This window comes from Pilosibacter sp. YYHA0881 (genome assembly GCF_051602715.1).
GTDB lineage: Bacteria > Bacillota > Clostridia > Lachnospirales > Lachnospiraceae > Alitiscatomonas > Alitiscatomonas aceti.
This window is the reverse complement of the sequence record NZ_CP175657.1, coordinates 1,435,001-1,458,886: the sequence shown is the minus strand read 5'-3', so window position 1 is coordinate 1,458,886 and position 23,886 is coordinate 1,435,001. Positions and strand designations below refer to the sequence as shown.

Here is a 23,886-nt window from a genome sequence, read left to right as displayed (position 1 = left end):
GGCAAAGGGTGGGAGAACTGGGGCGGAGGTACTTGCCGGGACGTCCGGAAACTGGTAAAATGGGGACATGGACAGGAGGTAGAAATGTGAGAAAAGAAAAGCTTGTTTATCATGGAAGCAATGCGGTTGTACAGGAACCCAGAATTCTGGTCAATGGTTACTATAAAGATTTTGGGTATGGATTTTATTGTACCAGCCTCATAAAACAGGCGAAGAGGTGGGCGTTGACAAAAAGGGGAGAATCGATTGTTAATTGCTATACTTATGTTCAGAATGGAGACCTGAATCTTTGTATCTTTAAAGAGATGACAGAAGAATGGCTGGAATTTGTAGTGAACTGCCGCAGAGACAGAGAACATAGATTTGATATTGTAGAAGGTCCTATGGCGGATGACCAGATCTGGGATTATGTAGAGGACTATATATCGGGGAATATTTCTAAAGTGGCTTTCTGGGAACTGGTCAGATTTAAATATCCAACACACCAGATTGCTTTTTGTACGGAAGAGGCCTTAAAAACTCTGTATTTTGAGGGGAGTGAAGTTCTGTGACAAATATTTATTTCCCAGATGAGGAAATCAGCAGAAATGATATATTTTTTGTCTGTTACATGATTGAACGGGTTGCAAGAAGACTTCATCAGCGCAACCGCTATGTGGTGAATCAGATTGGCAGAAAGAGTCTGGAACATCTGGTCAGCGTGGCAAACGTCCTCCATGCAGAAAATCCCCTGGCAGTCGAAAAAGACTGGATAGAAACATACCAACTGTCGGAGGGGACATTTCATGTGGATCGGGTAGACCCGGAGCTGGTAACAAAAATTCCTGGGCCTCTCCAAATGGGGAAAGTTTATGAGAGACTGATCCACGATACAAAGAAGCCGGGAGAATCCGAGGTAGACGGAATAATCCGGGTTTATAATCATGAGATTTGTGATGTGATCGATAATTATAACTGCAGTGCATATTATGAGCCGTCCTATGTAATTGCCAGGGCGTATTATGAGGGCGGTTTTTAACGGAGAAAACATTCCAGGGAGGAATAGATCATGGACATAAATCACGACACAAAAAAGCTTTTTATGTACGCCATACTCTGCCTGTCGCTGGCCGTGGGCTTAAGCAGCGGGGTATTTTTCCAATTACTTTAAGGAGGTATTTGCCGTCGATTCGGTCCAGCGCGGGCTTTTAGAGATACCCAGGGAGACGCCTGGGATCCTGTGCGTGGTGATCCTGACGGCTCTTTCGGGGCTCGGAAACCTGTCCCTGATGGTCATGGCCTACGGCTTCTGTACCCTGGGACTGGCAGTTCTGGGCCTTTTATCGCCGTCATATTTTATCATGCAGATCTTTCTTTTTTCCTTTTCCCTGGGAGAGCATATGATGATGCCCCTGCGGGACAGCATTGCCATGGATCTGTCGGGAGAGGGGAAAACGGGAACCTTTTTAGGACAGCTTAAGGGAAGGATGACCTTGTCATCCATGGCCGCGTCGGCGGCTGTCTTTATTGGATACCGAACCGGGATCTTCTGGTTCGGGAACGGCGTGATCCCGTCCTTTGTGGCGGGGCTTCTCTTTACTGCCGCCGGTCTCTTTTTTGCAGTCCGGCTCAGAAAAACAGCTCCGGAGCTCAATGTGCCCCGGGCCAGGAACACCGGCCGCCGGGATACCTTGCATATCCGGAAGCGCTACATTCCCTATTATCTGATCACCGCCGTTTACGGCTGTCAGAAGCGGATGCGGATCGTATTTGCGCCCTGGCTCATTGTGGAGCTTTTAGCCATGGGAGCGGATACCCTGGCGCTTTTAGGCATGGCTGCCCATCTGATCGGGAGCCGCTTTTCCCCAGTCATCGGCCGGATGCTGGACCACCTGGGAGTTTCCAGATCCCTGGCCATAGAAGGCGGATACTTTGCCGGAGCGTTTCTCTTTGCGGCCTTTGCAGCCTGGGGCGCGGCTTCCGGCCGGTTCGGGGACGGACCACTGGGAGCGGTCCTGGTTTTCCTGGCCTATATCCTGGTGATGCTGACAGATCATTTTAATACTGTCCATACGGTGATGATGAAGCAGCTGAGCCTGCGCCCGGAGGATGTGATGGGAAATCTGTCTCTGGGCTTAAGTGTGGATCATGTGCTGGCAGTGACGGTATCCGGCGGCTTCGGGGTGATCTGGAAGGTATGGGGTCCACAGTATGTGTTCTTACTGGCAGCCGCCTGCAGCGCGGTGCATCTGGCTGTGGCCGGATACCTGGAGAGGTCGGCGATCTTAAAGAAGAGATAAAAAATACGGCCCGCCTTATGGGCGGGCCATGGCCAGGGGCCGCAGCGTATTTCCTACGCCGCGGCCTCCGTTTCGTTCTGGGAAACACGGCGGCTGCGGAGCCGGTATGCCAGATGGCTCATCAGAGCCGCAGCAGCGGCTGCACCGGCCCAGCCCAGTCCCAGGGAATAAAGCGGGAACGTATGGCAGAGGTCGGAGAGGAAGCCCAGAGGCATGTGCATGTTGTAATCCAGGCAGTAAACGCAGCTTACGATACCGGTGACAGTGATGACAGCCGGGTACATATACGGATTTTTTCCCAGCTTTTCATCCAGGAGTCCCAGGATGATGAGGACGATGGATACCGGATAGATGGCGTTTAACACCGGTACGGAGATCCCAAGGATCGTATTTAAGCCCTGGTTGCAGACCACAAAGGAGAAGCCGGCGATCAGGTACACCCACTGTCTGTATTTCAGACGGTCAGTGAGGGAAGAGAAGAACTGGGAGATGGAGGTGATGAGCCCCACGCAGGTGGTCAGGCAGGCCAGGGTGAAGATGGCGGCCAGAAGCACGGCACCCACGTCTCCGAACAGCTGTTTTACAATGAGGCGGAGCACCACAGCCCCGTTTTCCGGGATGGCATAAACGGCAGAGCTTTTCATTCCCATATAGGATAGCATCAGGTACACTGCAGAAAGGATGGCTCCAGCAGCCAGACCGGCGCGGGTGGTGTAATGGATCAGATCGTTCTTTTTCTCAACGCCCAGGGACCGCAGGGTGGTGGCGATCACAAGGCCGAAGTTTAAGGCTGCGATGGTGTCCATGGTCTGGTAGCCTTCCAGGAAGCCCTTGACCATGGGGTTCGCCTGGTAGTCCGCCTGGGCGGCGGCAACTCCGGCGTCGCCGCGGAGAACAAACTGGACAAACAGGAAAAGAAGAAGGAGCAGAAGGCTGGGAGTCGAGGAATCTGCCGATCCTTTCCATCAGCTTGCTGGGGGTCAGGGCCAGCCATCCGGCGGTCAGGAAAAAGACCAGGGAGTACAGCAGCATAAATACAGGGAGGGGGGCTCCAGAGGGAAGATACGGAGCCACGGCCATCTCAAAGGGGACTGAGGCGGCGCGGGGGATCCCAAGGCCTGGTCCGATGGAGAGGTAGATCAGGATCGTGAACACCACAGCAAAGCGGGCGTCTACCTTACGGGCCAGCTTATCCAGACCGTCAAATTTTGCCACAACGATGACGCCGAGGACTGGAAGGATCACGGCGGTGATCAGAAAGGCCGCGATGGCAAAGGGCATTTTTTCCCCGGCATTCTGTCCCAGGAACGGCGGGAAGATCAGATTTCCGGCTCCGAAAAACAGGGAAAACAGCATAAAGCTCATCAGGACCATTTTTTTCTTACTCAGTTTCATAACATTTCCTCCTGGATACTCATTTCTGCCCATGGCGCGCTTTTCCATGAAACAGGAAAGAATTCTGCTCTTGCAGGATTCTCCGCCTGCGGCGGGTCGCATTTGCGACGAAATTCCATACCGCCGCAGTGCGATTCTGCACGAAGTGCTTTTTTATTTGATAGGAATTTCCTATCAAACAAAAAAAGCCGTCCTCATAAAGGACGACTTTAAAATCGTGGTACCACCTTAATTCTCAAGCACAGCTTGACTCTTATACCGCATCAGACAATGCGTATCACCGATAACGTGGCTTAACCCCGGCGCACCTACTTCGTTCAGATTGCTTCTCAGAGATGATTTCACCGTTCCGCTTCAATGACAGTTTCCACCAGCCACTGCCTCTCTGGAAGATCCACGGACGACTACTTGTTCTCGTCAGATGAATTTATCATGTTGACACCGAGTATAGCACAGCCAGATGGCTTTTTCAAGGGCTTTTCCAAAAATATTTCCGTTATTTTGCACAAAAAGCAACTGGATTATAAAGCGGTTTTCACAAAAACATCATAGATGGCCCGGATGGCGTTTTCAAAATCCTCATCCCGGATCCCGATGATCACGTTCATTTCCCGGGAGCCCTGGTCGATCATCTTCACATTGATGCGGGCATGGGAGAGGGCTGCGAAGATCCTGGCGGCGACGCCCAGATTGGAGCGCATGCCCCGTCCTACTATGGCGATCAGCGCCAGATCGGATTCCAGATCGATGGAATCTGGATGGACTGCCCGGTGGATGCCGGAGATGATGGCCTGCTCCCGTTCCTGGAATTCGCTCTGATGGACGTATACGGTCATGGTATCGATCCCAGAGGGCAGATGCTCAAAGGAGATATTGTTTTTTTCAAGGACCTCCAGGACCTTTCTCCCGAATCCGATCTCTGAGTTCATCATGGCCTTATCGATGACGATGGAGCAGAAGCCCTTCTTTCCGGCCACGCCGGTGATGGTGTAGGAGGGCTTTTTGCTGGTGCTCTCCACGATCATGGTCCCAGGATCCGAGGGGCGGTTGGTGTTTTTGATATTGATGGGGATCCCTTCCTTGCGCACCGGGAAGATGGCGTCCTCGTGGAGCACGTTGGCGCCCATGTAGGACAGCTCTCTGAGCTCCCGGTAGGTGATGGTCTCAATGGGGGCGGGATCCTCCACGATCCTGGGGTCGGCCACCAGGAAGCCGGAAACGTCGGTCCAGTTTTCATAAAGGTCGGCGTGGAGGGCGCGGGCCACCAGAGAGCCGGTCACATCGGAGCCGCCTCTGGAAAAGGTGGCGATGGAGCCGTCGGGCTTTGAGCCGTAAAAGCCGGGGATCACCGCCTGCTTCATGGAAGCAAGCCGGGCCTCCAGCTCGTCGTTGGTCTTTTCCGGTAAAAATACGCCGTTTTCATCAAAAAAGACCACGTCTGCGGCGTCCACAAAGGGGAAGCCCAGGTAATGGGACATGATGATGCCGTTTAAATATTCGCCCCGGGATGCAGCGTAGGCCCTTCCGGCTTTATTTTTAAAATTTTCTTCGATGGTGTCAAATTCAAAGTCCAGGTTAAGGTCCAGATCCAGGCCGTTTATGATATCGTCGAACCGCTTTTTGATCTGGTCCAGGATCCGCTTATAGCTCTGTCCCGCAGCGCAGGCCTCATAGCACTGATATAGGAGGTCTGTGACCTTTGTATCCTTTCCGTCCCGTTTCCCAGGGGCAGAGGGGACCACATAGCCTCTGGCCTTATCTGCATCGATGATGGCTTTTACTTTTTTGAACTGTCTGGCGCTGGCTAAAGAGCTGCCGCCGAATTTAACTACTTTTTTCATAATCGATTCTGTCTCCTGTATATGTCGGCTTAATGTATGATCTTGGGGGTGGGGAAGTATTCAAATAAAACCTTGGCCACCAGCTTGTCTTTGGAAATGTAGGGGTTTTTCCAGTATCTGGCATCTGCGGAAAAATTCCGGTTGTCTCCCATCATGAAATAGCAGTCCTCGGGGACCTCAAAGTGCATGGTCTCTCCCTGGTTCATCTCTTCCGCCAGATAAGGCTCCTCCAGAGGCGTTTCAGACCCGTTTAAATACACCTTATCATCGATGATGTCGATGACGTCTCCGGGAAGGCCGATGACCCGCTTCACATAATAAACGGTCTTGGCCCGTTTTCCCAGCTCATAGCCGCAGGCCGGGCAGACCGCCGGGTCCTCGCCCTCACCAATGGCCGTACATCTGGGGCACTGCCAGCCGAATACGAAAATGGCCACGTCCCCGCGTTCCGGATCGGCGAACTTATAGTGGAGCCTGGAGCCGATGACGCGGCTGTGGGCCATAATGGTGTTTTCCATGGAACCGGTGGGGACCTCGCTGTTGGCAATGACGAAGGTGGTCAGCACGAAGGCGATGACAGCTGCGGATACTAACACCTGGATCCAGCTTATGAGCTCCGCCTTCCAGCCGGTTTTTGGCTCCTTCTTTTTCCGGCTTTTGTTCTGGTCTAATTCTTTGTTTTCATTTTCCATATTGATCAACCTCGTGAATTCCTGATAATGCAGTGCACAAAAATGCAATATATTGAGTTTAGAATACTTTTTCAAGTTTCGCAAGGACTTTTAGAAAAACATAAGAAAAAAATATGCGGAGGAGGGTTATGGCTTGTATCAGGAACGGGAAAATGGTAGAATGAGGGTATCGGATTCACAGATATCTGGAAAGGGATTATGAAATATTCTGGAAACAGGGGGCGTTTTATGGAAAAAATATTATATGATCAGATGGACTGGGCGGGGATCGAGGAGATCGTATATTCAGAGAGCAGCGATCCGGGAAGACTCCTGGGGGCCCATGTGGTAAAGGAAGGGCTTCTGATCCAGGCGTTTCTTCCGGGGGCAAGGACCGCGGCTGTGAAGCTTGGAAAAGAGAAATTTCCTATGGAAATGGCTGACGAGGCCGGCTGGTTTGCCGTGCTTTTTGAGGATAAAAGGGAGCTGGAGCCATACAGGCTCATAGCCGGATATGAGGACGGGACAGTGGCCGAGACCGAGGACCCGTACAGCTTCCGGTTCCGCTCCAGGTTTAAGGACGAGGAGCTTAAAAAGCTGGAGGCTGGGATCTATTACGATTCCTATGAAAAGCTGGGAGCCCATCCAGTGTCTGAAAACGGGGTCAGAGGCGTTCATTTTGCAGTCTGGGCGCCCGGGGCCATGCGGGTCAGCGTGGTGGGAGACTTTAATATGTGGGACGGAAGACGCCACCAGATGATCCGTCTGGGCGGCTCCGGCGTCTATGAGCTTTTTATTCCTGGAGTAAAGCCGGGAGACCTTTATAAATATGAAGTCAAGACCAGGGCCGGAGAGCCCATGCTGAAGGCCGACCCTTACGCAAATTATGCGGAGCTGCGGCCCGATACGGCGTCAGTGGTCTGGGACCTGGGCCGTTATAAGTGGAGCGATAAGGAGTGGATGGACCGAAGAGCAAAGACCGATACGAAGACAGCGCCCATGTCGGTCTATGAGGTACATCTGGGCTCCTGGATGCGGAAGCCGGCGGAGCTGGATGAAAACGGAGAGGAAAAGAACGGCAGCCAGTTTTATAATTACCGGGAGACCGCAGAAAAGCTGGCTTCCTATGTGAAGGAAATGGGCTATACCCATGTGGAGCTTTTGCCGGTGATGGAGCACCCCCTGGATGCCTCCTGGGGCTACCAGGTAACCGGCTATTATGCCCCCACCAGCCGCTACGGGACCCCCGACGATTTTAAGGCCTTCATGGACCATATGCACAAAGAGGGGATCGGCGTGATCTTAGACTGGGTCCCGGCCCATTTCCCCAGGGACGCCCATGGCCTGGCCTCCTTTGACGGCACCTGCCTGTATGAGCACCTGGATCCGCGTCAGGGTTCCCATCCCCACTGGGGGACGCTGATCTACAATTACGGGAGACCCCAGGTGTCCAACTTCCTGATCTCCAACGCCCTGTTCTGGGCAAAGGAGTACCATGCCGACGGGATCCGTATGGATGCGGTGGCCTCCATGCTGTATCTGGATTACGGAAAGAACGCCGGAGAATGGGTGGCCAACATGTACGGCGGCCATGAAAACCTGGAGGCTGTGGAGTTCTTAAAGCATCTGAATTCTGTATTCCATAAAGAGGCAAAGGGAGCGGTCCTCATTGCAGAGGAATCCACGGCCTGGCCCCAGATCACGGGAAATGTGAAGGAAGGCGGCCTGGGCTTTGATTATAAGTGGAATATGGGCTGGATGAACGATTTCCTGGGATATATGCAGTGCGATCCCTATTTCCGGAACCAGCACTACGGAGAGCTGACCTTCAGTATGCTCTACGCATACAGCGAGAACTTCGTCCTGGTGTTCTCCCATGACGAGGTGGTCCACGGAAAAGGCTCCATGGCGGGAAAGATGCCGGGAGATACCCAGGAAAAGAAATTTGCAAACCTGCGGGCCGCTTACGGCTTTATGACAGGCCATCCGGGGAAAAAGCTTTTGTTCATGGGCCAGGAATTTGGACAGATGGACGAGTGGAATGAAAACCGGAGCCTGGAATGGGAGCTTTTGCAGTATCCGGTCCATAAGGAGATGCAGGAATATGTGAAGGCGTTAAACCATTTATATACGACCCAGCCGGCTCTTTACGAAATGGATTATGAGCCCGAGGGCTTCGAGTGGATCAACTGTACCTACAATGACGAAAACATCGCCATCTTCATCCGGAAGACGAAGCGGCCCGAGGACACCCTGCTCTTTGTCTGCAACTTTGTTCCCGTGGCTCATGAGAAATTCCGGGTGGGCGTGCCCTTTGCCGGAAAATATAAAGAGATCTTAAACAGTGATTCTGTAAAATTTGGCGGAACGGGTGCAACAAATCCCCGGGTCAAGGCGTCTAAAAAAGAGGAGTGGGATGCCAGGGAGCATTCGATCTCCATTACCCTGCCGCCTTTAGGCATCTGCGTGTTCCAGTGTACGCCGGTGAAGGAGGAGCCGAAGAAGGAGACGGGTAAAAAAGCTGCCGGGAAAAAGGAGACCGCCGGAGCAGCCAGGAAAAAGACTGCCGGGGAAAAGCCTGCGGCAGCGAAAAAGCCGTCCCGGACTCCCGGACCGGTGGAGGCCGCCGGAAAGAAGGCAGCAGATGCTCTGGACAGGATCTCCCAGAAGGTGGGCGGCCTGATCAAAAAGACGGCCCAGTCCGGAGGGCAGCAGGAGAACAAAGAATCTGTGCATAAGGAGGAACGCTGATGCTGAAGATCCAGATCATGGACATGCTGCTTCCCTGGCTTCTTAAGACCGGCGGGAAGCTCCTGATCACCGTTTTGATCGCCGTCATTGGCTATAAGGTCATCCGCGCCATAAGAAAGGGCGTCGGAAGGTCCATGGAGAAGGCTGGTCTGGAGGTCACACTGAGGAAGTTTCTGGACGCGCTTTTATATGCCGTGCTCATCGGGCTCCTGGTGTTCATGGTGGCCGAGGAGCTGGGGATCAAATCCTCCTCCCTGGTGACCATTGCCGGAGCCGTGACCCTGGCCATGAGCCTTTCCCTTCAGAATACCATGGCAAACTTTGCCGGAGGCGTTCTGGTGCTCTTTTTAAAGCCCTTCAAGGCAGGAGACTATATCGTCACTAAGGATGGGGAGGGGACCGTGGAGTCCATCGGACTGGTCTATACGACCCTTCTGACCATTGAAAACAAAAGGATCGTGATCCCCAACAGCAGTATCTCCAATTCTCCCATCACCAACAGCACGGGAGAGGAAAAAAAGAAGCTGGTCTTAAACATCGGCATCGGCTATTCTGCCGATCTGAAAAAGGCAAAAGAGATCCTCAGACGGCTGTTTGAGGAGCATCCGGCCATCCTTAAGGAGGACGGGATCCTGGTGGTGGTGGACAGCCTGGGTGAGAGCAGCGTAAACTTAAGCGTCCGGGGCTGGACCCTGACGGAGGAGTACTGGACCGCCAGATGGGAGCTGACGGAAGCGGTGAAGCTGGCCTTTGACGAGGAGGGGATCGAGATCCCGTACAATTACCTGAATGTTCATTTAACTGAGAAACAAAAACAGTCCGGCCAGGCCTGACAGCCGGGCGGAGATTCCAGGGGAGGGAACAGCTATGGTAAAAAAGGCGGCAGAATTTGCCAGGAAGGTACATGAAGGGAAGCTTCGGAAGGGCAGTATGGTCCCGTATATCGTCCATCCCTTTGAGGCGGCTGTGATCGTTTCCGGGATGACCGACGATCCGGAGGTCATCAGCGCCGCCCTCCTCCATGATGTGATCGAGGACGCCGGGATCTCCTATGAGGAGCTGAAAATGCAGTTCGGGTCCCGGGTAGCCGACCTGGTGCTGGCAGAAAGCGAGGACAAATCCAGGACCTGGAAGGAGCGGAAAAGCGCCACCATTGAAAAGCTCAGATCGGCAGGACGGGCGGAAAAGCTCATCTGCCTGGGAGACAAGCTGAGCAATCTAAGGAGCACTGCCGCGGACATGCTGCTCCGGGGCGATGGAGTCTGGCAGAAATTCCGGGTCACAGATAAAAATGAGCACGCATGGTATTACCGCGGCGTATTTGAACAGCTTGGGGAACTGAAGGAAGAACTGGCATATCAGGAATCTGTCTCCCTGCTCCACAGAATATTTGACCAGGAGGAAGAAAAAGACCAATGAGAAAACTGAAGAAATTTTTACTGGGAGCCGCCGCCCTGTTCCTGGGCGTGACCGGAACGGCGGCCGCCTCCTTTCCAGCCTATGCGGACGGAGCCATGGGGGCCGTTTACAGGGCCCATATCCATGGCCGCGGCTGGACAGATATGGCAAAGGATAATACATATGTAAACGGCCCGAAGGATACGTATGTGACGGCAGTCGCCGCCTCCCTGGAGAACCAGCCCGAGGGCATGACCGGCACCATTGCCTACCAGGTGAACTTAAGCGGCTCCGGCTGGATGGACTGGCAGGAGAACCTTGGAGAGGCCGGGGCCACAGACACCGACAAGCCCCTGGAGGCAGTGCGGATGCAGCTCACAGGCCAGCTTTCCGAAAATTATGACCTTTACTATTCCGTCCTTCAGAATGGAGCCTGGACAGCTCTGGTAAAAAATGGCGAAACCGCCGGAACAGAGGGCCAGGGACTCCGGGTGGACGGTATCCGCCTTGCAGTGACCGGAAAGGACGCAGGGCTGCCGCCGGAGGGGACCCATATGGGCCGGTATATCGACCCATCGAAGCCCATGGTGGCCCTGACCTTTGACGACGGGCCCTCGGCCCATACGGCCAGGATCTTAGACTGCCTGGAGGCCAACGATGCCAGAGCTACCTTTTATATGGTGGGAAACCGTATGGGAACCTACCAGTCCACAGTAAAGCGCATGGTGGATATGGGCTGCGAGCCGGGCAGCCACACCTGGGACCACACCTATATCACGAAGCTGTCCCAGGAGGGGCTGTTTGCCAATCTGAACCGGCTGGACGACACGCTCCAGTCCATTGCCGGAGTGCGTACCGTGACCATGCGCCCGCCGGGAGGCTTTGTAAGCGACAATGCAAAGCAGAATTTGGCAAAGAAGGGCGTTCCCGCCATTCTCTGGTCCATCGACACCCTGGACTGGAAGACGAAAAATGCCCAGAATACCATCAATGTGGTGTTAAGCAGCGTAAAGGATGGTGACATCATCCTGATGCACGATCTCTACGGTACATCCGCTGACGCAGCGGTGGTCCTGATCCCTGAGCTTAAAAAGCGGGGCTACCAGTTGGTGACGGTCAGTGAAATGGCATCGTTACGCGGCGGCATGACGCCGGGACAGGTATATCACAGCTTCCGTCCATAGGAAAAAGAATGGGAGCATGAGAGACCGCAGACGGTCCGCTTATGACGGGAGCTGCCAGGATCCGTTCCGGCAGCTCTGCCTTAAGGGCGGCCTGGTCTGCGGCCTTTTTATATAGGGAACCGGCAGAGCCCAGTCCCAGGAGCAGCAATAGAAGCCAGAAGACGGCGTGCTCGGGCAGTCGTTTCAAAAAAATCCCCCCATATCCAGGTCTGATAGTACAGGATATGCGGGGGATCTTTCTTTTATGCGGACAGCGGGCCTGCCGCTACCACACGGCCACAGTGCCGTCGGTCCTGGGCTCGGTGGCTCCGCAGAGGGTGCCATCGTCGTCTCTTAAGATGATCTGGCCGCGGCCGAATTCCAGGCTGTTGACCGGGATGGTTATGTCATGGCCGGTACGGGTCAGCTTGTCAGCCATCTCGCTGTTATAAAGGCGCTCCAGGGAGATCTTCTTTTCTCCGGTCCACATCCATCTGGGGGCGTCCAGGGCCTCCTGGGGATTCATATGGAAGTCGATCATATTGGTCAGCACCTGCACATGGCCCTGGGGCTGCATAAAGCCGCCCATGACGCCGAAGGGGCCCACGGCCTTTCCGTCCTTGGAGAGGAAGCCGGGGATGATGGTGTGGTACGGCTTTTTGCCGGGAGCCACACAGTTTTCCATGGTCTCGTCCATGGTGAAGTTATTGCCCCGGTTGTGGAAGACGATGCCTGTGCCCGGAAGGACGGTTCCGGAGCCAAAGCCGCAGTAGATGGACTGTATGTAGCTGATCATGTTGCCGTCGCCGTCGGCTGCATTTAAGTAGACCGTATCGCCGCAGTAGGGAGTTCCGGGCTTGGGCTCCAGGGCGGTGCTCCCGATGAGGGCCCGGCGTTTTGCCGCATAGTCCCTGGATAAGAGCTGCTCCACCGTGGGCTTCATGGCTCTGGGATCGGCCACATACCGTTTTCCGTCAGTGAAGGCAAGCTTTAAGGCCTCCATGATCTTATGGGCCGTTTCCGGATCGTCGTGGCCTGCGGAAAGGTCCATGCCCTCCAGGATATTTAAGGCCATGAGGACAACGATGCCGTGGCCGTTGGGCGGGATCTCCCAGACGTCATAGCCTCTGTAATTGGTGGTGATGGGTTCCACCCACTGGGCCTTGTAGGCGGCCAGGTCCTCTTTCCTCAGATAGCCGCCGGTCTTTCTGGAATAGCTGTCGATGGCGTCGGCAATGGCTCCCCGGTAGAAGGATTCGCAGTTGGTCCTTCCAAGCTCCTCCAGAGTTTCGGCCATGCCCTTATACTTAAAGATCTCACCGGCTCTGGGAGCGCGGCCGCCGATGGTGAAATCCGCTGCCCAGGCCTCGTAAAATTCTGGGGAGAGCTCTTTTTTAAAGGACTCGGCCAGACGGTTCCAGAGTGCGGATACCACGGGAGATACGGGGAAGCCGTCCCGGGCATAGGAGGCGGCAGGCTCCAGGATCTGGGAGAGGGACAGCTTTCCAAAGCGTTTGTTGATCTCCGCCCAGCCGGAGGTGACGCCGGGGACTGTAACGGCTCCCCAGCCGTATTTGGGCATTTCTGTGTATCCGGCCTGTTTTAAGGTATCTACGCTTAAAAGAGCGGGAGCCGGGCCGCTGGCGTTTAAGCCGTAAAGCTTTCCTTCGTGCCAGATCAGGGCAAAGCCGTCGCCGCCCATATTGCAGGACATGGGCTCCACCACAGCCAGACAGGCGGCTGCGGCCAGGGCTGCGTCAAAGGCGTTTCCGCCTTTTTTGATCATATCCAGGCCTGCCTGGGCAGCCAGGGGTTGGGAGGCGCAGACCATTCCCCGGCGGCCGTAGACAAGACGGCGGCGGGACGGATAGCGGTACTGGAGCGGGTCAAAATGAAGATCCATGAAATTTCCTCGCTTTCTTAATTGAGATAGTCTCTTACAAACTGTACCAGCACGGCGGTTCCGGCGGCGATACAGTCTTCGTCAAATGTATTTTTGGAATTGTGGATCCCATGTCTGGTATTGGGATCACTGTTTCCCGAGCCTAAGCGGAACTGGGCGCCGGGAGCGTATTCCGGGAACAGGCAGGAGAAGTCCTCGGAGCCCAGGGAGGGGCTGTCGAAGGTGAAGATCCGGTCTGCGCCGATGGTCTTTTCTGCGGCCGCTGCCACCAGATCGACGACAGTATCGTCGTTGACCAGAGGCGGCATACCGTCGCCCCAGGTGATCTCGCCCTTTCCGCGGAGGGTCTCCGCTCCCAGGGTCACGATCCGTTCCACGGACTGCTTCATGGACTCCCGAAGCTCCGGCGTCAGGGTCCGGAGGGTTCCCTGCATTTCCACAAAATCCGGTACGATATTGGCCGCCTTGCCGCCCTGGATGTTTCCGATGGTGAGGACGGCGGAGGAGATGGGATGGTTTTCCCTGGAAACGATGGTCTGGAGCTGGGTCAGCACATAGGCGCTGATCATTACCGGATCCACGAAATTTTCCGGGTGGGCCCCGTGGCCGCCTTTTCCGCTGATCTTAATATGGAAGAAATCGTTGGAGGCGCATCCAGGCCCTTTCTTTAAGGCAATGGTCCCGGCGTCGTATTCCGGAGACACGTGGAGGCCGATGAACACATCGGGCTTTGCGGCCCTTGTAAAATCACAGTCGATGAACTGCTTTGCACCGCAGCCCTTTTCCTCGGCCGGCTGGAAAAGGAACATGACGGTTCCAGAAAGCTCGTCCCGGATCTGGGAAAGGACCCGCGCACAGTATAAAAGCACAGTGGTGTGGATATCATGACCACAGGAATGGCAGACATTGGGAATTTCGGATGCAAATGGGAGCTCTGTCAGCTCCGGCATGGGCAGGGCGTCGATATCCTCCCGGATGGCCACGGTCTTTCCGGGCTTTTTGCCGCGGAGGATGCCGAGCACTCCGGTCTTTAAGCCGATCTCGGCTATCTCAATGCCGTATTCCGTCAGCTTTTCCCGGATCAGCTTCGTGGTTTCAAATTCTTCATTGCTGAGCTCCGGATGCTGGTGGATATGACGGCGGATAGCGGTCATTTCTTCATTCAATGGCAGGACCAGTTTCATGGTTTCCATAGGAGTTCCTCCTGTTTCGTTTGAATTTTCCAACATGTTTTTATTTTAAAACAGAATGCGGGAAAATACAATCCAAATTGCATGAAACATGGGGGAGCCGTCCCGGGGCCAGAAACCTGTTGCAATTTGCGACAAAAAATTTTATAATAAAATTTAATATTATCATGGGCATGATGTGGATACGGGGAATTGGGAGATCCTGGAGGCCCGGGTGAGGGAAGGTGTGAGCGTATGGAAGAAAAACTGAAAAGCATAGAAGTGGAACTGGAGGCTCCGGCGGATTTTACCAGTCCCGACGTGCTGTATGAGGATCTGGTAAAGAGCATACGGAAATATCATCCGTCTGACGATCTGGGCATGGTGGAAAAGGCGTATCAGATCGCCCGGGATGCCCACAAGGACCAGAAGAGAAAATCCGGGGAGCCATATATCATCCATCCCCTCTGCGTGGCGATCATCCTGGCGGACCTGGAGCTGGATAAGGAATCCATCATCGCCGGTATCCTCCATGACGTGGTGGAGGATACGGTTCTGACCGAGGAGGAGCTGGCGGCGATCTTCGGAAAAGAGGTGGCCCTGCTGGTGGACGGCGTCACAAAGCTGACCCAGCTGTCCTGGTCTGCCGATAAGGTGGAGATGCAGGCGGAGAACTTAAGAAAGATGTTCCTGGCCATGGCCAAGGATATCCGGGTCATCCTCATTAAGCTGGCGGACCGCCTCCACAACATGCGGACACTTCAGTACATGAAGCCGGAGAAACAGAAGGAAAAGGCCAGAGAGACCATCGAGATCTACGCGCCTCTGGCGGACCGTCTTGGTATTTCCAAAATAAAGATCGAGCTGGACGATCTGGCGCTGAAATACCTGGAGCCGGACGTTTATAATGATCTCCAGGAAAAGATATCCCTGACCAGCGAGGCCAGACAGAATTTCATCGACGAGATCATCCAGGAGATCAGCACCCACATGAAGCATGCGGAGATCGAATGCGAGGTCAGCGGCCGCGTGAAGCATTTTTTCAGCATCTATAAAAAAATGGTGAACCAGAACAAGACCCTGGACCAGATCTATGATATTTTTGCAGTGCGGATCATTGTGGATACGGTGAAGGACTGTTATGCAGCCCTGGGCGTGATCCATGAAATGTATAAGCCCATCCCGGGCCGGTTCAAGGACTATATCGCCATGCCAAAGCCCAATATGTACCAGTCCCTGCATACGACCCTGATCGGGAACAACGGCCAGCCCTTTGAGATCCAGATCCGGACTTTCGAGATGCACCGGACGGCAGAGTACGGAATCGCGGCCCACTGGAAGTATAAGGAAAGCGGCAGCGGCCACATTGCAGCCGGAGATGAGGCCAAGAAGTTAAGCTGGCTGAGACAGATCCTGGAGTGGCAGCAGGATATGTCGGACAACAAAGAATTCCTAAGCATGCTAAAGAGCGATCTGGACATGTTCTCCGACAACGTTTACTGCTTTACGCCCAACGGCGATGTGAAGGCCCTGCCCAGCGGCTCCACGGCCATTGATTTTGCCTACGCCATCCACACGGCTGTGGGAAATAAGATGGTGGGCGCCCGGGTCAACGGGAAGCTGGTGAACATCAACTATGTGATCCAGAACGGAGACCGGATCGAGATCATGACCTCCCAGAACTCCAAGGGCCCCAGCAGAGACTGGTTAAACCAGGTCAAGAGCAGCCAGGCGAAAAATAAGATCAATTCCTGGTTCAAGCAGGAGAGGAAGGCCGATAACATCATCAAGGGCCGGGAGCTGATCGACCGGTACTGTAAGGCCAAGGGAATCAACTTTGCCGATATCAGCAAGCCCGAATATATGGATAAGGTCTTAAAGCGCTATGCCTTCCAGGACTGGGATTCGGTACTGGCCTCTGTGGGCCACGGCGGCTTAAAAGAGGGCCAGGTCATCAATAAGATGGTGGAGGAGCGGGAGAAAAAGCTGAAGCGGGAAGTGACCGACGCGACGATCCTGGACACCATTGGAGACAACAACCGGGCGGCTGTGGTGCCCATGCGCGGAAAGAGCAAGAGCGGCATCGTGGTCAAGGGGATCCACGACCTGGCAGTGCGCTTCTCCAAATGCTGCAACCCGGTTCCGGGAGACGAGATCGTGGGCTTCGTGACCAGAGGCCGCGGCGTTACCATCCACCGGACCGACTGCATCAATGTGCTGAACCTGCCGGAAATGGAGCGGAACCGGCTGATCGATGCCGAATGGCAGGCGGAGGAGGATGAGAAGGGAACAGCCACCTACGCCACCGAGATCTCCATTTATGCCAATAACCGGATCGGCATGTATGTGGATATTGCCAGGATCTTCACAGAGCGGGAGATCGATGTGACCAATATGAACGCCCGGACCAATAAGCAGGGCAAGGCCACCATTACCATGTCCTTTGATATCCACGGAACAGAAGAATTAAATACTCTCATGGCCAAGATCCGCCAGATCGACGGGGTCTTAGACATCGAGAGGACCACAGGCTGATAAAAATACGGGGAGTCTGCCACGCCAAACGGCCGGCGGACTCCATCATCTTTGAAAGGGAAAGAAAACAATGAGCGGAATTTGTGTAAAAAATCTGACAGTGGGAATGGTAGAGACCAACTGCTGCCTGGTCTATAATGAGGAGACAAAACAGGCGGTGATCGTGGATCCGGGCGATGCAGCAGATGTGATCCGGGAGGAATGCCGGAAGCTGGAGCTTTCGCCGGAGCTGATCCTTCTGACCCACGGCCATTTTGACCACATTATGGCGGCAGAGGAACTGCGGAAGGAATGGGGAATTAAGATCTGTGCCTGCGAAAAGGAGCTGGAGGTCTTAAGGGACAGCAAAAAGAACCTGATGATGGATTATTACAGAAAGGATTATACCCTGGAGCCGGATCTGACGGTCTGTGACGGAGAGACCTTTGAGGCTGCAGGCGTGACCTGGAAGGTGATCGAGACCCCGGGCCATACCATCGGCTCCTGCTGCTACTATATCGAGTCTGAGGATCTTCTGTTTGCGGGCGACACCCTGTTCCGCACCTCCTACGGCCGGGTGGATCTTCCCACCGGAGATGCCATGTCCATGCTGGCTTCGGTGAAGAAGCTTTTAACGCTTCCGGAGACGGTGAAGGTATATCCGGGTCATATGGGCGTTACCTCCATCGAATATGAAAAGAAGCACAATCCCCTTGCGAGGTACTAAAAATGATCGGAATTTTACTGAATGATGCTTCCTATGAGCAGGACATCCGGGAGCTTTTAATGGCGTTCTATCCAGGAGAAGGCTTTGCCCATGAAAGGACCGGGGGCGTGGACTTTTATGTGGAAGGAACGTATGAGCTGGAGTCCGGCACATTTTCCCTGGATATCCTGGAAAATGAAGAGAAAAAGGCGGGAGCGGCATTTCCCATCTCTTATGAGAACCGTCTGGAAGCCAAGACTGCCATCAAACGGGAGCTTTACGGCCTTCTTTCTGCCCGTACCGGAAAGACTCTTCCATGGGGGACCCTTACCGGGATCCGTCCCACAAAGATCGCCTTAAGCCGGCTGGACCAGGGCGTTTCGGAGGAAGAGATCCGGGAATTCATGGAAAAGACCTATCTGACCAGCAGCGAGAAGATCGGCTTGAGCCTGGAGATCGCGGAGCGGGAAAAGGAGCTCCTGAGCCATATTGACTATGAAAACGGATACAGCCTGTATGTGGGGATCCCGTTCTGTCCCACCACCTGCCTGTACTGCTCCTTTACCTCCTACCCCATCGGGGCCTGGGAAAAGAAAATGGACCAGTACCTGGCCGCTCTTTTCAAGGAGCTGGATTATGTGGCGGAGACCATGAAGGGACGCACCCTGGATACGGTCTACTTCGGAGGAGGAACGCCAACGGCCTTAAAGGCAGAGGAGCTGGACGCCATCCTCACCCGGATCGAGGAGCGGTTCGATCTTTCTTCTGTGAAGGAGTTTACAGTGGAGGCCGGACGGCCCGACAGCATCACTGAGGATAAGCTGAAGACCCTGCGGGCCCACGGGATCTCCAGGATCTCCATCAATCCCCAGACCATGAAGCAGTCCACCCTGGATCTCATCGGCCGCCGCCATACGGTGGAGATGGTGAAGGAAAAATACCGTCTGGCGAGAAAGTTGGGCTTTGATAACATCAACATGGATCTGATCATCGGCCTGCCGGAGGAGGATATAAACGACGTGCGGGCCACCATGGAGGAGATAAAGGAGCTGGCCCCGGACAGCGTTACGGTCCATTCCCTGGCCATCAAGCGGGCTGCCAGACTCAATATCTTTAAGGAACGGTATGCGGACTTAAAGATCGAGAACACCCAGGAAATGATCGATCTGACGGCAGAATACGCCAGATCCATGGGACTGGTGCCCTATTATCTGTACCGCCAGAAAAATATGGCCGGCAATTTTGAAAATGTGGGCTACGCGGCCCCGGATAAGGCGTGTATCTACAACATCCTCATTATGGAGGAAAAGCAGACCATCGTTGCCTGCGGGGCCGGGACCACGACGAAGGTGGTATTCCCTGCGGAAAACCGTCTGGAGCGGGTGGAGAACGTCAAAGATGTGGATCAGTATATCGCCCGCATCGACGAGATGATTGGAAGAAAAGAAAAGATGCTTGAAAAACTGGATGGGCTGTCGTAAACTTACCATCAGACATAAAATATGGAGGAACGAGTATGGCGTTAAAGAAAAAGCCGGTGACCGGCATGAAGGATATCCTGCCCCAGGAAATGCAGATCCGCGATTATGTTCTGAACCAGATCAAGGAAACGTACCGCGGCTTCGGATTCTCTTCCATTGAGACTCCCTGTGTGGAGCACATTGAAAACCTGTTAAGCAAGCAGGGGGGAGACAATGAAAAGCTGATCTTTAAGGTATTAAAGAGGGGCGAGAAATTAAATTTAGAGGCGGCAGAGACAGAAAACGACCTGGCAGACAGCGGCCTGCGCTACGATCTGACGCTCCCGCTGTCCAGATACTATTCCAACAACGCGGCCAATCTGCCGTCTCCCTTTAAGGCGCTCCAGATCGGAAGCGTATGGAGGGCAGACCGCCCCCAGAAGGGCCGTTACCGCCAGTTTGTCCAGTGTGACATCGACATCTTCGGCGACGCCACCAGCCAGGCGGAGATCGAGCTGGTGCTGGCGACCACAACAGCTTTAAAGAAGATCTGTCCCAACAACCAGTTTGAGGTCCGCATCAACGACAGGAAGATCCTGCGGGCCATGGCCGTTTACAGCGGCTTCCCGGAGGAGGACATTGAAAAAGTGTTCATCACTGTGGACAAGATGGACAAGATCGGTGTGGACGGCGTGAGAGCGGAGCTGGTGGAAAACGGATATTCCGAAGAAACGGCGGATAAATACCTGGAGCTCATGGGACAGGTGACGGGTGACGCCGACGGAGTCCGCCGTATGGGAGAGATCCTTTCAGGCGTACTGGAGGACGGCGCAGCCGAAAATCTGGCGGAGATCATGGATACGGTCATGAGCGTGTCCGGCGGAGGCTTCGGACTGAAATTCGATCCCACCCTGGTCCGTGGCATGGGCTATTACACCGGCACGATCTTTGAGGTGGCCATGGAAGGCTTTGGCGGCTCTGTGGCCGGCGGCGGAAGATATGATAAGATGGTGGGAAGATTCACAGGCATGGATACTCCGGCCTGCGGCTTTTCCATCGGCTTTGAGCGGATCGTGGGGATCCTCATGGACGCCGGCTTTGTGGTTCCGGAAAAGAACGCCAGAGAGGCTTGGATGTATGAAAAGGGCATGGGAATGGAGCGTCTTTCTGAGATCCTCAAGGAGGCCATGGCTGCCCGCGCAGAGGGAAAAACGGTCCTGGTGACCCAGATGAACAAGAATAAAAAGTTCCAGAAGGAGCAGCTGGGAAAAGAGGGCTATACGGAGTTCAGGGAGTTCTATAAAGAGGAATTAAAGCGTTAGCAGGAGGAGAATATCATGGCAGAATCAATGGCAGGCTTAAAGCGTTCCTGCCGCTGTACAGAGGTTACAGAGGCAAACGTGGGCCAGGAGCTGACCCTTATGGGCTGGGTCCAGAAGAGCAGAAATAAAGGCGGCATCATCTTTACAGATCTGAGAGATCGCACCGGGATCATCCAGATCATTTTTGAGGAGAGCGACTGCGGAGCCGAGAGCTTTGCAAAGGCAGAGCGCTTAAGAAGTGAGTTTACCATCGCGGTGACCGGCGTGGTGGAAAAGCGTTCCGGCGCGGCCAACGAAAACTTAAAGACCGGTTCCATTGAGGTACGGGCAAAATCCTTGCGGATCCTTTCCGAATCCGAGGTTCCGCCGTTCCCCATTGAGGAAAACAGTAAGACAAGGGAAGAGGTGCGCTTAAAATATCGGTATCTGGACCTGCGCCGTCCGGATCTCCAGAGAAACATCCTGGTCAGAAGCCGTGTGGCTACCATGGTGCGCCAGTTTTTAGCAGATGAGGGATTTTTAGAGATCGAGACCCCTACCTTAATTAAGAGCACGCCGGAGGGAGCCAGGGACTATCTGGTGCCCAGCCGTGTGCATCCGGGGAACTTTTATGCCCTTCCCCAGTCTCCGCAGCTCTTAAAGCAGCTTTTAATGTGTTCTGGATTTGACCGTTATTTCCAGCTGGCCCGCTGCTACCGGGACGAGGATCTTAGGGCTGACCGCCAGCCGGAGTTTACCCAGATCGACATGGAGCTGTCCTTTGTGGATGTGGAGGACGTGCTGGATGTAAATGAGAGACTCTTAAAGAAGATCTTCAAGGAGATCTGTGGTTTTGACGTGCAGCTTCCCATCCAGAGAATGACCTGGAGAGAGGCCATGGACCGCTTCGGCTCGGATAAGCCGGATCTGCGGTTTGGAATGGAGCTTAAAAATGTGTCCGACGTGGTCAGGGACTGCGAATTTGTGGTGTTTAAGAGCGCCCTGGAAAACGGCGGTTCTGTCCGCGGCATCAACGCAGACGGCCAGGCCGGCATGCCCAGAAAGAAGATCGACGCTCTGGTGGAATACGCCAAGGGCTTTGGGGCCAAGGGACTGGCCTACCTGGCCATCCATGAGGATGGCTCCTATAAGTGCTCCTTCGGAAAGTTCATGAAGGAGGAGGAGCTGGACGCCCTGGTAAAGGCCATGGACGGAAAGCCGGGAGACCTGTTATTCTTTGCCGCCGACAAGGATAAGGTGGTATTCGACGTTCTCGGAAACCTCCGTCTGGAGCTGGCAAGACAGCTGGATCTTCTTAAGAAGGATGACTTTAAGTTCCTGTGGGTGACTGAATTCCCGCTTTTAGAGTACTCAGAGGAAGAGGACCGGTATGTGGCCATGCACCATCCGTTCACCATGCCCATGGAGGAGGATATCCCCCTTCTGGACAGCGATCCGGGCGCAGTGCGTGCAAAAGCATACGATATCGTGTTAAACGGAACAGAGCTGGGCGGCGGTTCTGTACGTATCCATCAGGGAGATATCCAGGAGAAGATGTTTGAGGTCCTGGGCTTTACGCCGGAGCGGGCCAACGAGCAGTTCGGCTTCCTTCTGGATGCCTTTAAATACGGCGTTCCGCCCCATGCCGGCCTGGCCTACGGCCTGGACCGTGTGATCATGCTGATGGTGGGAGCCGACAGTATCCGCGACGTGATCGCCTTCCCGAAGGTAAAGGACGCCTCCTGTCTGATGATGGAGGCTCCTTCGGAGGTGGATGTGAAGCAGCTGGAAGAGCTTCATATCGCTGTGGTTCCGGAGGAGAAGGAACAGGAATAAATAAGAATAAGATAAAGAGGGCACCGGCAGCAGCGGTGCCCTCTTATTTGGCTAGTGGGAAGAAATAGCTGTCCTGTTACACTTCCGGATGGAAGGTCAGAAGGAGCGGAAAAGAAAATACAGGATCATCAAAACGAATACGATATTTACACTGTTATATATAAGTGTACTATGTTTAGAATTGCGAACCTTTTCCAGGACATATATCTGGATGGATATCATGAGGAAATAGCGTATCACATCCAGAACGGTCGGAAGGATGGAGAGGGGGAAGACAGGATATCGGGGTCTTGTGTGAATAGAGGAAATGATCCCCAGGGCCAGGGCCGCTATAAAAGCTTTTTTATATTTTGGCTGCATTGAAAACTCCTATTCCTGCAATTCGCTGTTTGCAAGGCTGTCAAATTAAAAAGTACCATTCTCTTGTCCATCCAGCCCAGTATTAGGATCCGCTATATCCACTTACGGCCACAATTTATCACTTTGGTGTCTTCGTACCTTTATAGATTTTTATAAGAATCAATAAAAACTGTTTATATGGATGCAACAGGAGAAAAAGATTATCTAATATATATAATACATCGAAATATGAAAAAAACAATGGATTAAAGCGATAAACTCAAAAAGCTTTCTGAGAGAACCCCACTCATCCCAAAACGGCCCCTGGCTTTGTGAAACTTTAGTGAACTGATAGTATTTTACCGGCCGTTCTGCTAGAATACAGGTAGAAAAGGAAATGAACAAGGAAGGTGGAAACAATGGATTCTGTTAAGGTACTGATGGTGGACGACGAGGCCAGGATGCGGAAGCTGGTAAAGGATTTCCTGGCCATCAAGGGATACAGGGTGATCGAAGCAGAGGACGGGGAGCAGGCAGTGGATATCTTTTTTAAAGAAAAGGATATCGGTCTGGTGATCCTGGATGTGATGATGCCGAAAATGGACGGCTGGGAGGTATGCCGGACCCTCCGCCGCTATTCCCAGGTGCCGATCATCATGCTGACGGCCCGGTCTGAGGAACGGGACGAGCTTCTGGGGTTTGAACTGGGAGTGGACGAGTATATTTCCAAGCCCTTCAGTCCAAAGATCCTGGTGGCCCGCATAGAGGCCATTTTAAGGCGGGGAAATGCCGGAACGGGAGAGATCCTGGAGGCAGCCGGGATCCGGGTGGATAAAGACGCCCACGAGGCCAGCGTGGACGGCCAGCCGGTGGATCTGAGCAATAAGGAATTTGAGCTTCTGATATATTTTATGGAAAACCAGGGGATGGCCCTGTCCAGGGAAAAGATCCTGAACAACGTGTGGAATTACGATTATTTCGGTGACGCCAGGACCATCGACACCCATGTAAAGAAGCTTCGCAGCAAGTTAGGAGAAAAGGGTGAGTTCATAAAGACCATCTGGGGCATGGGATATAAGTTTGAGGTGAACGCATAATGAAATCCATACGGACGCGGATGACGGTGATCTTTGTGGGCCTTATGATGGCCATGATCGCCG

At 53.8% G+C, this 23,886-nt stretch carries 19 protein-coding genes, 1 pseudogene and 1 other annotated feature (1 of these 21 running past the window's edge); of the genes and pseudogenes, 14 read left to right on the top strand and 6 right to left on the bottom strand.

The window, feature by feature from the left end:
• The first annotated feature begins 86 nt into the window (after nucleotides 1-86).
• The 3 genes from ACI6NM_RS06805 to ACI6NM_RS06795 all read left to right on the top strand — a co-directional run bounded on the left by ACI6NM_RS06805 (nucleotide 87) and on the right by ACI6NM_RS06795 (nucleotide 2,279).
• Complete coding sequence (locus ACI6NM_RS06805) at nucleotides 87-551, top strand: DUF3990 domain-containing protein (RefSeq protein WP_262427047.1); 465 nt, start codon at nucleotides 87-89, stop codon at nucleotides 549-551.
• Complete coding sequence (locus ACI6NM_RS06800) at nucleotides 548-1,018, top strand: hypothetical protein (protein ID WP_262427046.1); 471 nt, start codon at nucleotides 548-550, stop codon at nucleotides 1,016-1,018. Before ACI6NM_RS06805 ends, ACI6NM_RS06800 begins: the two co-directional genes overlap by 4 nt.
• A gap of 208 nt (nucleotides 1,019-1,226) precedes the next feature.
• Nucleotides 1,227-2,279: a hypothetical protein gene (locus ACI6NM_RS06795; RefSeq protein WP_438501082.1), complete on the top strand. Its 1,053-nt coding sequence runs from the start codon at nucleotides 1,227-1,229 to the stop codon at nucleotides 2,277-2,279.
• Nucleotides 2,280-2,332: 53 nt separating this feature from the next.
• Here the strand turns inward: ACI6NM_RS06795 and ACI6NM_RS06790 are convergent, their stop codons facing one another.
• The 4 genes and pseudogenes from ACI6NM_RS06790 to lepB form a co-directional block, all read right to left on the bottom strand.
• Complete coding sequence (locus tag ACI6NM_RS06790; RefSeq protein ID WP_438501095.1) at nucleotides 2,333-3,190, bottom strand: branched-chain amino acid transport system II carrier protein; 858 nt, start codon at nucleotides 3,188-3,190, stop codon at nucleotides 2,333-2,335.
• 91 nt (nucleotides 3,191-3,281) lie between these two features.
• Nucleotides 3,282-3,635 (bottom strand): annotated as a pseudogene (locus ACI6NM_RS06785) (branched-chain amino acid transport system II carrier protein); the annotation flags it as partial.
• Between the two features lie 235 nt (nucleotides 3,636-3,870).
• Nucleotides 3,871-4,105 (bottom strand) — a binding site (T-box leader).
• Nucleotides 4,106-4,195: 90 nt separating this feature from the next.
• Complete coding sequence (locus tag ACI6NM_RS06780) at nucleotides 4,196-5,515, bottom strand: aspartate kinase (protein ID WP_158358229.1); 1,320 nt, start codon at nucleotides 5,513-5,515, stop codon at nucleotides 4,196-4,198.
• Nucleotides 5,516-5,544: 29 nt separating this feature from the next.
• Nucleotides 5,545-6,207, bottom strand: coding sequence for a signal peptidase I (gene lepB / locus ACI6NM_RS06775; protein WP_022274443.1), 663 nt, complete (start codon nucleotides 6,205-6,207; stop codon nucleotides 5,545-5,547).
• 228 nt (nucleotides 6,208-6,435) lie between these two features.
• Here lepB and glgB point away from each other — a divergent pair, with 228 nt between their 5' ends.
• From glgB to ACI6NM_RS06755, 4 genes are read left to right on the top strand one after another with little or no spacing between them, the layout of a single operon-like run.
• Nucleotides 6,436-8,937 carry a 1,4-alpha-glucan branching protein GlgB gene (glgB, locus tag ACI6NM_RS06770; RefSeq protein ID WP_262427044.1) on the top strand — a complete coding sequence of 834 codons (2,502 nt, stop codon included), beginning with the start codon at nucleotides 6,436-6,438 and terminating at the stop codon, nucleotides 8,935-8,937.
• The gene (locus ACI6NM_RS06765; protein ID WP_022274445.1) at nucleotides 8,937-9,770 is read left to right on the top strand and encodes a mechanosensitive ion channel family protein; all 834 of its coding nucleotides are present in this window, start codon (nucleotides 8,937-8,939) and stop codon (nucleotides 9,768-9,770) included. Before glgB ends, ACI6NM_RS06765 begins: the two co-directional genes overlap by 1 nt.
• A gap of 34 nt (nucleotides 9,771-9,804) precedes the next feature.
• Nucleotides 9,805-10,356 carry an HD domain-containing protein gene (locus tag ACI6NM_RS06760; protein WP_022274446.1) on the top strand — a complete coding sequence of 184 codons (552 nt, stop codon included), beginning with the start codon at nucleotides 9,805-9,807 and terminating at the stop codon, nucleotides 10,354-10,356.
• Nucleotides 10,353-11,519 carry a polysaccharide deacetylase family protein gene (locus ACI6NM_RS06755; protein WP_262427043.1) on the top strand — a complete coding sequence of 389 codons (1,167 nt, stop codon included), beginning with the start codon at nucleotides 10,353-10,355 and terminating at the stop codon, nucleotides 11,517-11,519. Before ACI6NM_RS06760 ends, ACI6NM_RS06755 begins: the two co-directional genes overlap by 4 nt.
• A gap of 265 nt (nucleotides 11,520-11,784) precedes the next feature.
• Here ACI6NM_RS06755 and ggt read toward each other — a convergent pair whose 3' ends face one another.
• Together ggt and ACI6NM_RS06745 are read right to left on the bottom strand one after the other, a co-directional pair.
• Complete coding sequence (ggt, locus tag ACI6NM_RS06750; protein WP_262427042.1) at nucleotides 11,785-13,401, bottom strand: gamma-glutamyltransferase; 1,617 nt, start codon at nucleotides 13,399-13,401, stop codon at nucleotides 11,785-11,787.
• A gap of 17 nt (nucleotides 13,402-13,418) precedes the next feature.
• Complete coding sequence (locus ACI6NM_RS06745) at nucleotides 13,419-14,594, bottom strand: M20 metallopeptidase family protein (RefSeq protein ID WP_158358221.1); 1,176 nt, start codon at nucleotides 14,592-14,594, stop codon at nucleotides 13,419-13,421.
• A gap of 231 nt (nucleotides 14,595-14,825) precedes the next feature.
• On the opposite strand from ACI6NM_RS06745, the gene ACI6NM_RS06740 reads away from it, so the two are divergent.
• From ACI6NM_RS06740 to ACI6NM_RS06710, 7 genes are all read left to right on the top strand, one after another.
• Entirely contained in the window at nucleotides 14,826-17,105 is a 2,280-nt protein-coding gene (locus tag ACI6NM_RS06740) for a RelA/SpoT family protein (protein ID WP_215654964.1), read from the top strand.
• 70 nt (nucleotides 17,106-17,175) lie between these two features.
• On the top strand, nucleotides 17,176-17,811 hold the full coding sequence (locus ACI6NM_RS06735) for an MBL fold metallo-hydrolase (protein WP_262427041.1): 636 nt from the start codon (nucleotides 17,176-17,178) through the stop codon (nucleotides 17,809-17,811).
• Nucleotides 17,812-17,813: 2 nt separating this feature from the next.
• Nucleotides 17,814-19,271: a coproporphyrinogen dehydrogenase HemZ gene (gene hemZ, locus ACI6NM_RS06730; RefSeq protein ID WP_262427040.1), complete on the top strand. Its 1,458-nt coding sequence runs from the start codon at nucleotides 17,814-17,816 to the stop codon at nucleotides 19,269-19,271.
• Nucleotides 19,272-19,306: 35 nt separating this feature from the next.
• Nucleotides 19,307-20,572 (top strand): histidine--tRNA ligase, encoded by a 1,266-nt coding sequence (gene hisS / locus ACI6NM_RS06725; protein ID WP_262427039.1) that lies wholly within the window; start codon nucleotides 19,307-19,309, stop codon nucleotides 20,570-20,572.
• Between the two features lie 15 nt (nucleotides 20,573-20,587).
• Complete coding sequence (gene aspS / locus ACI6NM_RS06720) at nucleotides 20,588-22,387, top strand: aspartate--tRNA ligase (protein ID WP_262427038.1); 1,800 nt, start codon at nucleotides 20,588-20,590, stop codon at nucleotides 22,385-22,387.
• Nucleotides 22,388-23,145: 758 nt separating this feature from the next.
• A complete protein-coding gene (locus tag ACI6NM_RS06715) occupies nucleotides 23,146-23,823 on the top strand; it encodes a response regulator transcription factor (RefSeq protein ID WP_262427037.1) in 678 nt (225 codons plus the stop codon).
• On the top strand, nucleotides 23,820-23,886 hold the beginning of the coding sequence (locus ACI6NM_RS06710; protein ID WP_334299761.1) for a sensor histidine kinase. It continues 1,478 nt past the right edge of the window; only the first 67 of its 1,545 coding nucleotides appear in the window; it begins with the start codon at nucleotides 23,820-23,822; its stop codon lies off the right edge, out of view. Before ACI6NM_RS06715 ends, ACI6NM_RS06710 begins: the two co-directional genes overlap by 4 nt.

What these genes read in the sequence shown, in the direction of transcription:
- ACI6NM_RS06780 (WP_158358229.1), bottom strand. Translation starts at nt 5,515, where the DNA reads ATGAAAAAAGTAGTTAAATTCGGCGGCAGCTCTTTAGCCAGCGCCAGA.
- lepB (WP_022274443.1), bottom strand. Translation starts at nt 6,207, where the DNA reads ATGGAAAATGAAAACAAAGAATTAGACCAGAACAAAAGCCGGAAAAAG.
- glgB (WP_262427044.1), top strand. Translation starts at nt 6,436, where the DNA reads ATGGAAAAAATATTATATGATCAGATGGACTGGGCGGGGATCGAGGAG.
- ACI6NM_RS06765 (WP_022274445.1), top strand. Translation starts at nt 8,937, where the DNA reads ATGCTGAAGATCCAGATCATGGACATGCTGCTTCCCTGGCTTCTTAAG.
- ACI6NM_RS06760 (WP_022274446.1), top strand. Translation starts at nt 9,805, where the DNA reads ATGGTAAAAAAGGCGGCAGAATTTGCCAGGAAGGTACATGAAGGGAAG.
- ACI6NM_RS06755 (WP_262427043.1), top strand. Translation starts at nt 10,353, where the DNA reads ATGAGAAAACTGAAGAAATTTTTACTGGGAGCCGCCGCCCTGTTCCTG.
- ggt (WP_262427042.1), bottom strand. Translation starts at nt 13,401, where the DNA reads ATGGATCTTCATTTTGACCCGCTCCAGTACCGCTATCCGTCCCGCCGC.
- ACI6NM_RS06745 (WP_158358221.1), bottom strand. Translation starts at nt 14,594, where the DNA reads ATGGAAACCATGAAACTGGTCCTGCCATTGAATGAAGAAATGACCGCT.
- ACI6NM_RS06740 (WP_215654964.1), top strand. Translation starts at nt 14,826, where the DNA reads ATGGAAGAAAAACTGAAAAGCATAGAAGTGGAACTGGAGGCTCCGGCG.
- ACI6NM_RS06735 (WP_262427041.1), top strand. Translation starts at nt 17,176, where the DNA reads ATGAGCGGAATTTGTGTAAAAAATCTGACAGTGGGAATGGTAGAGACC.
- hemZ (WP_262427040.1), top strand. Translation starts at nt 17,814, where the DNA reads ATGATCGGAATTTTACTGAATGATGCTTCCTATGAGCAGGACATCCGG.
- hisS (WP_262427039.1), top strand. Translation starts at nt 19,307, where the DNA reads ATGGCGTTAAAGAAAAAGCCGGTGACCGGCATGAAGGATATCCTGCCC.
- aspS (WP_262427038.1), top strand. Translation starts at nt 20,588, where the DNA reads ATGGCAGAATCAATGGCAGGCTTAAAGCGTTCCTGCCGCTGTACAGAG.
- ACI6NM_RS06715 (WP_262427037.1), top strand. Translation starts at nt 23,146, where the DNA reads ATGGATTCTGTTAAGGTACTGATGGTGGACGACGAGGCCAGGATGCGG.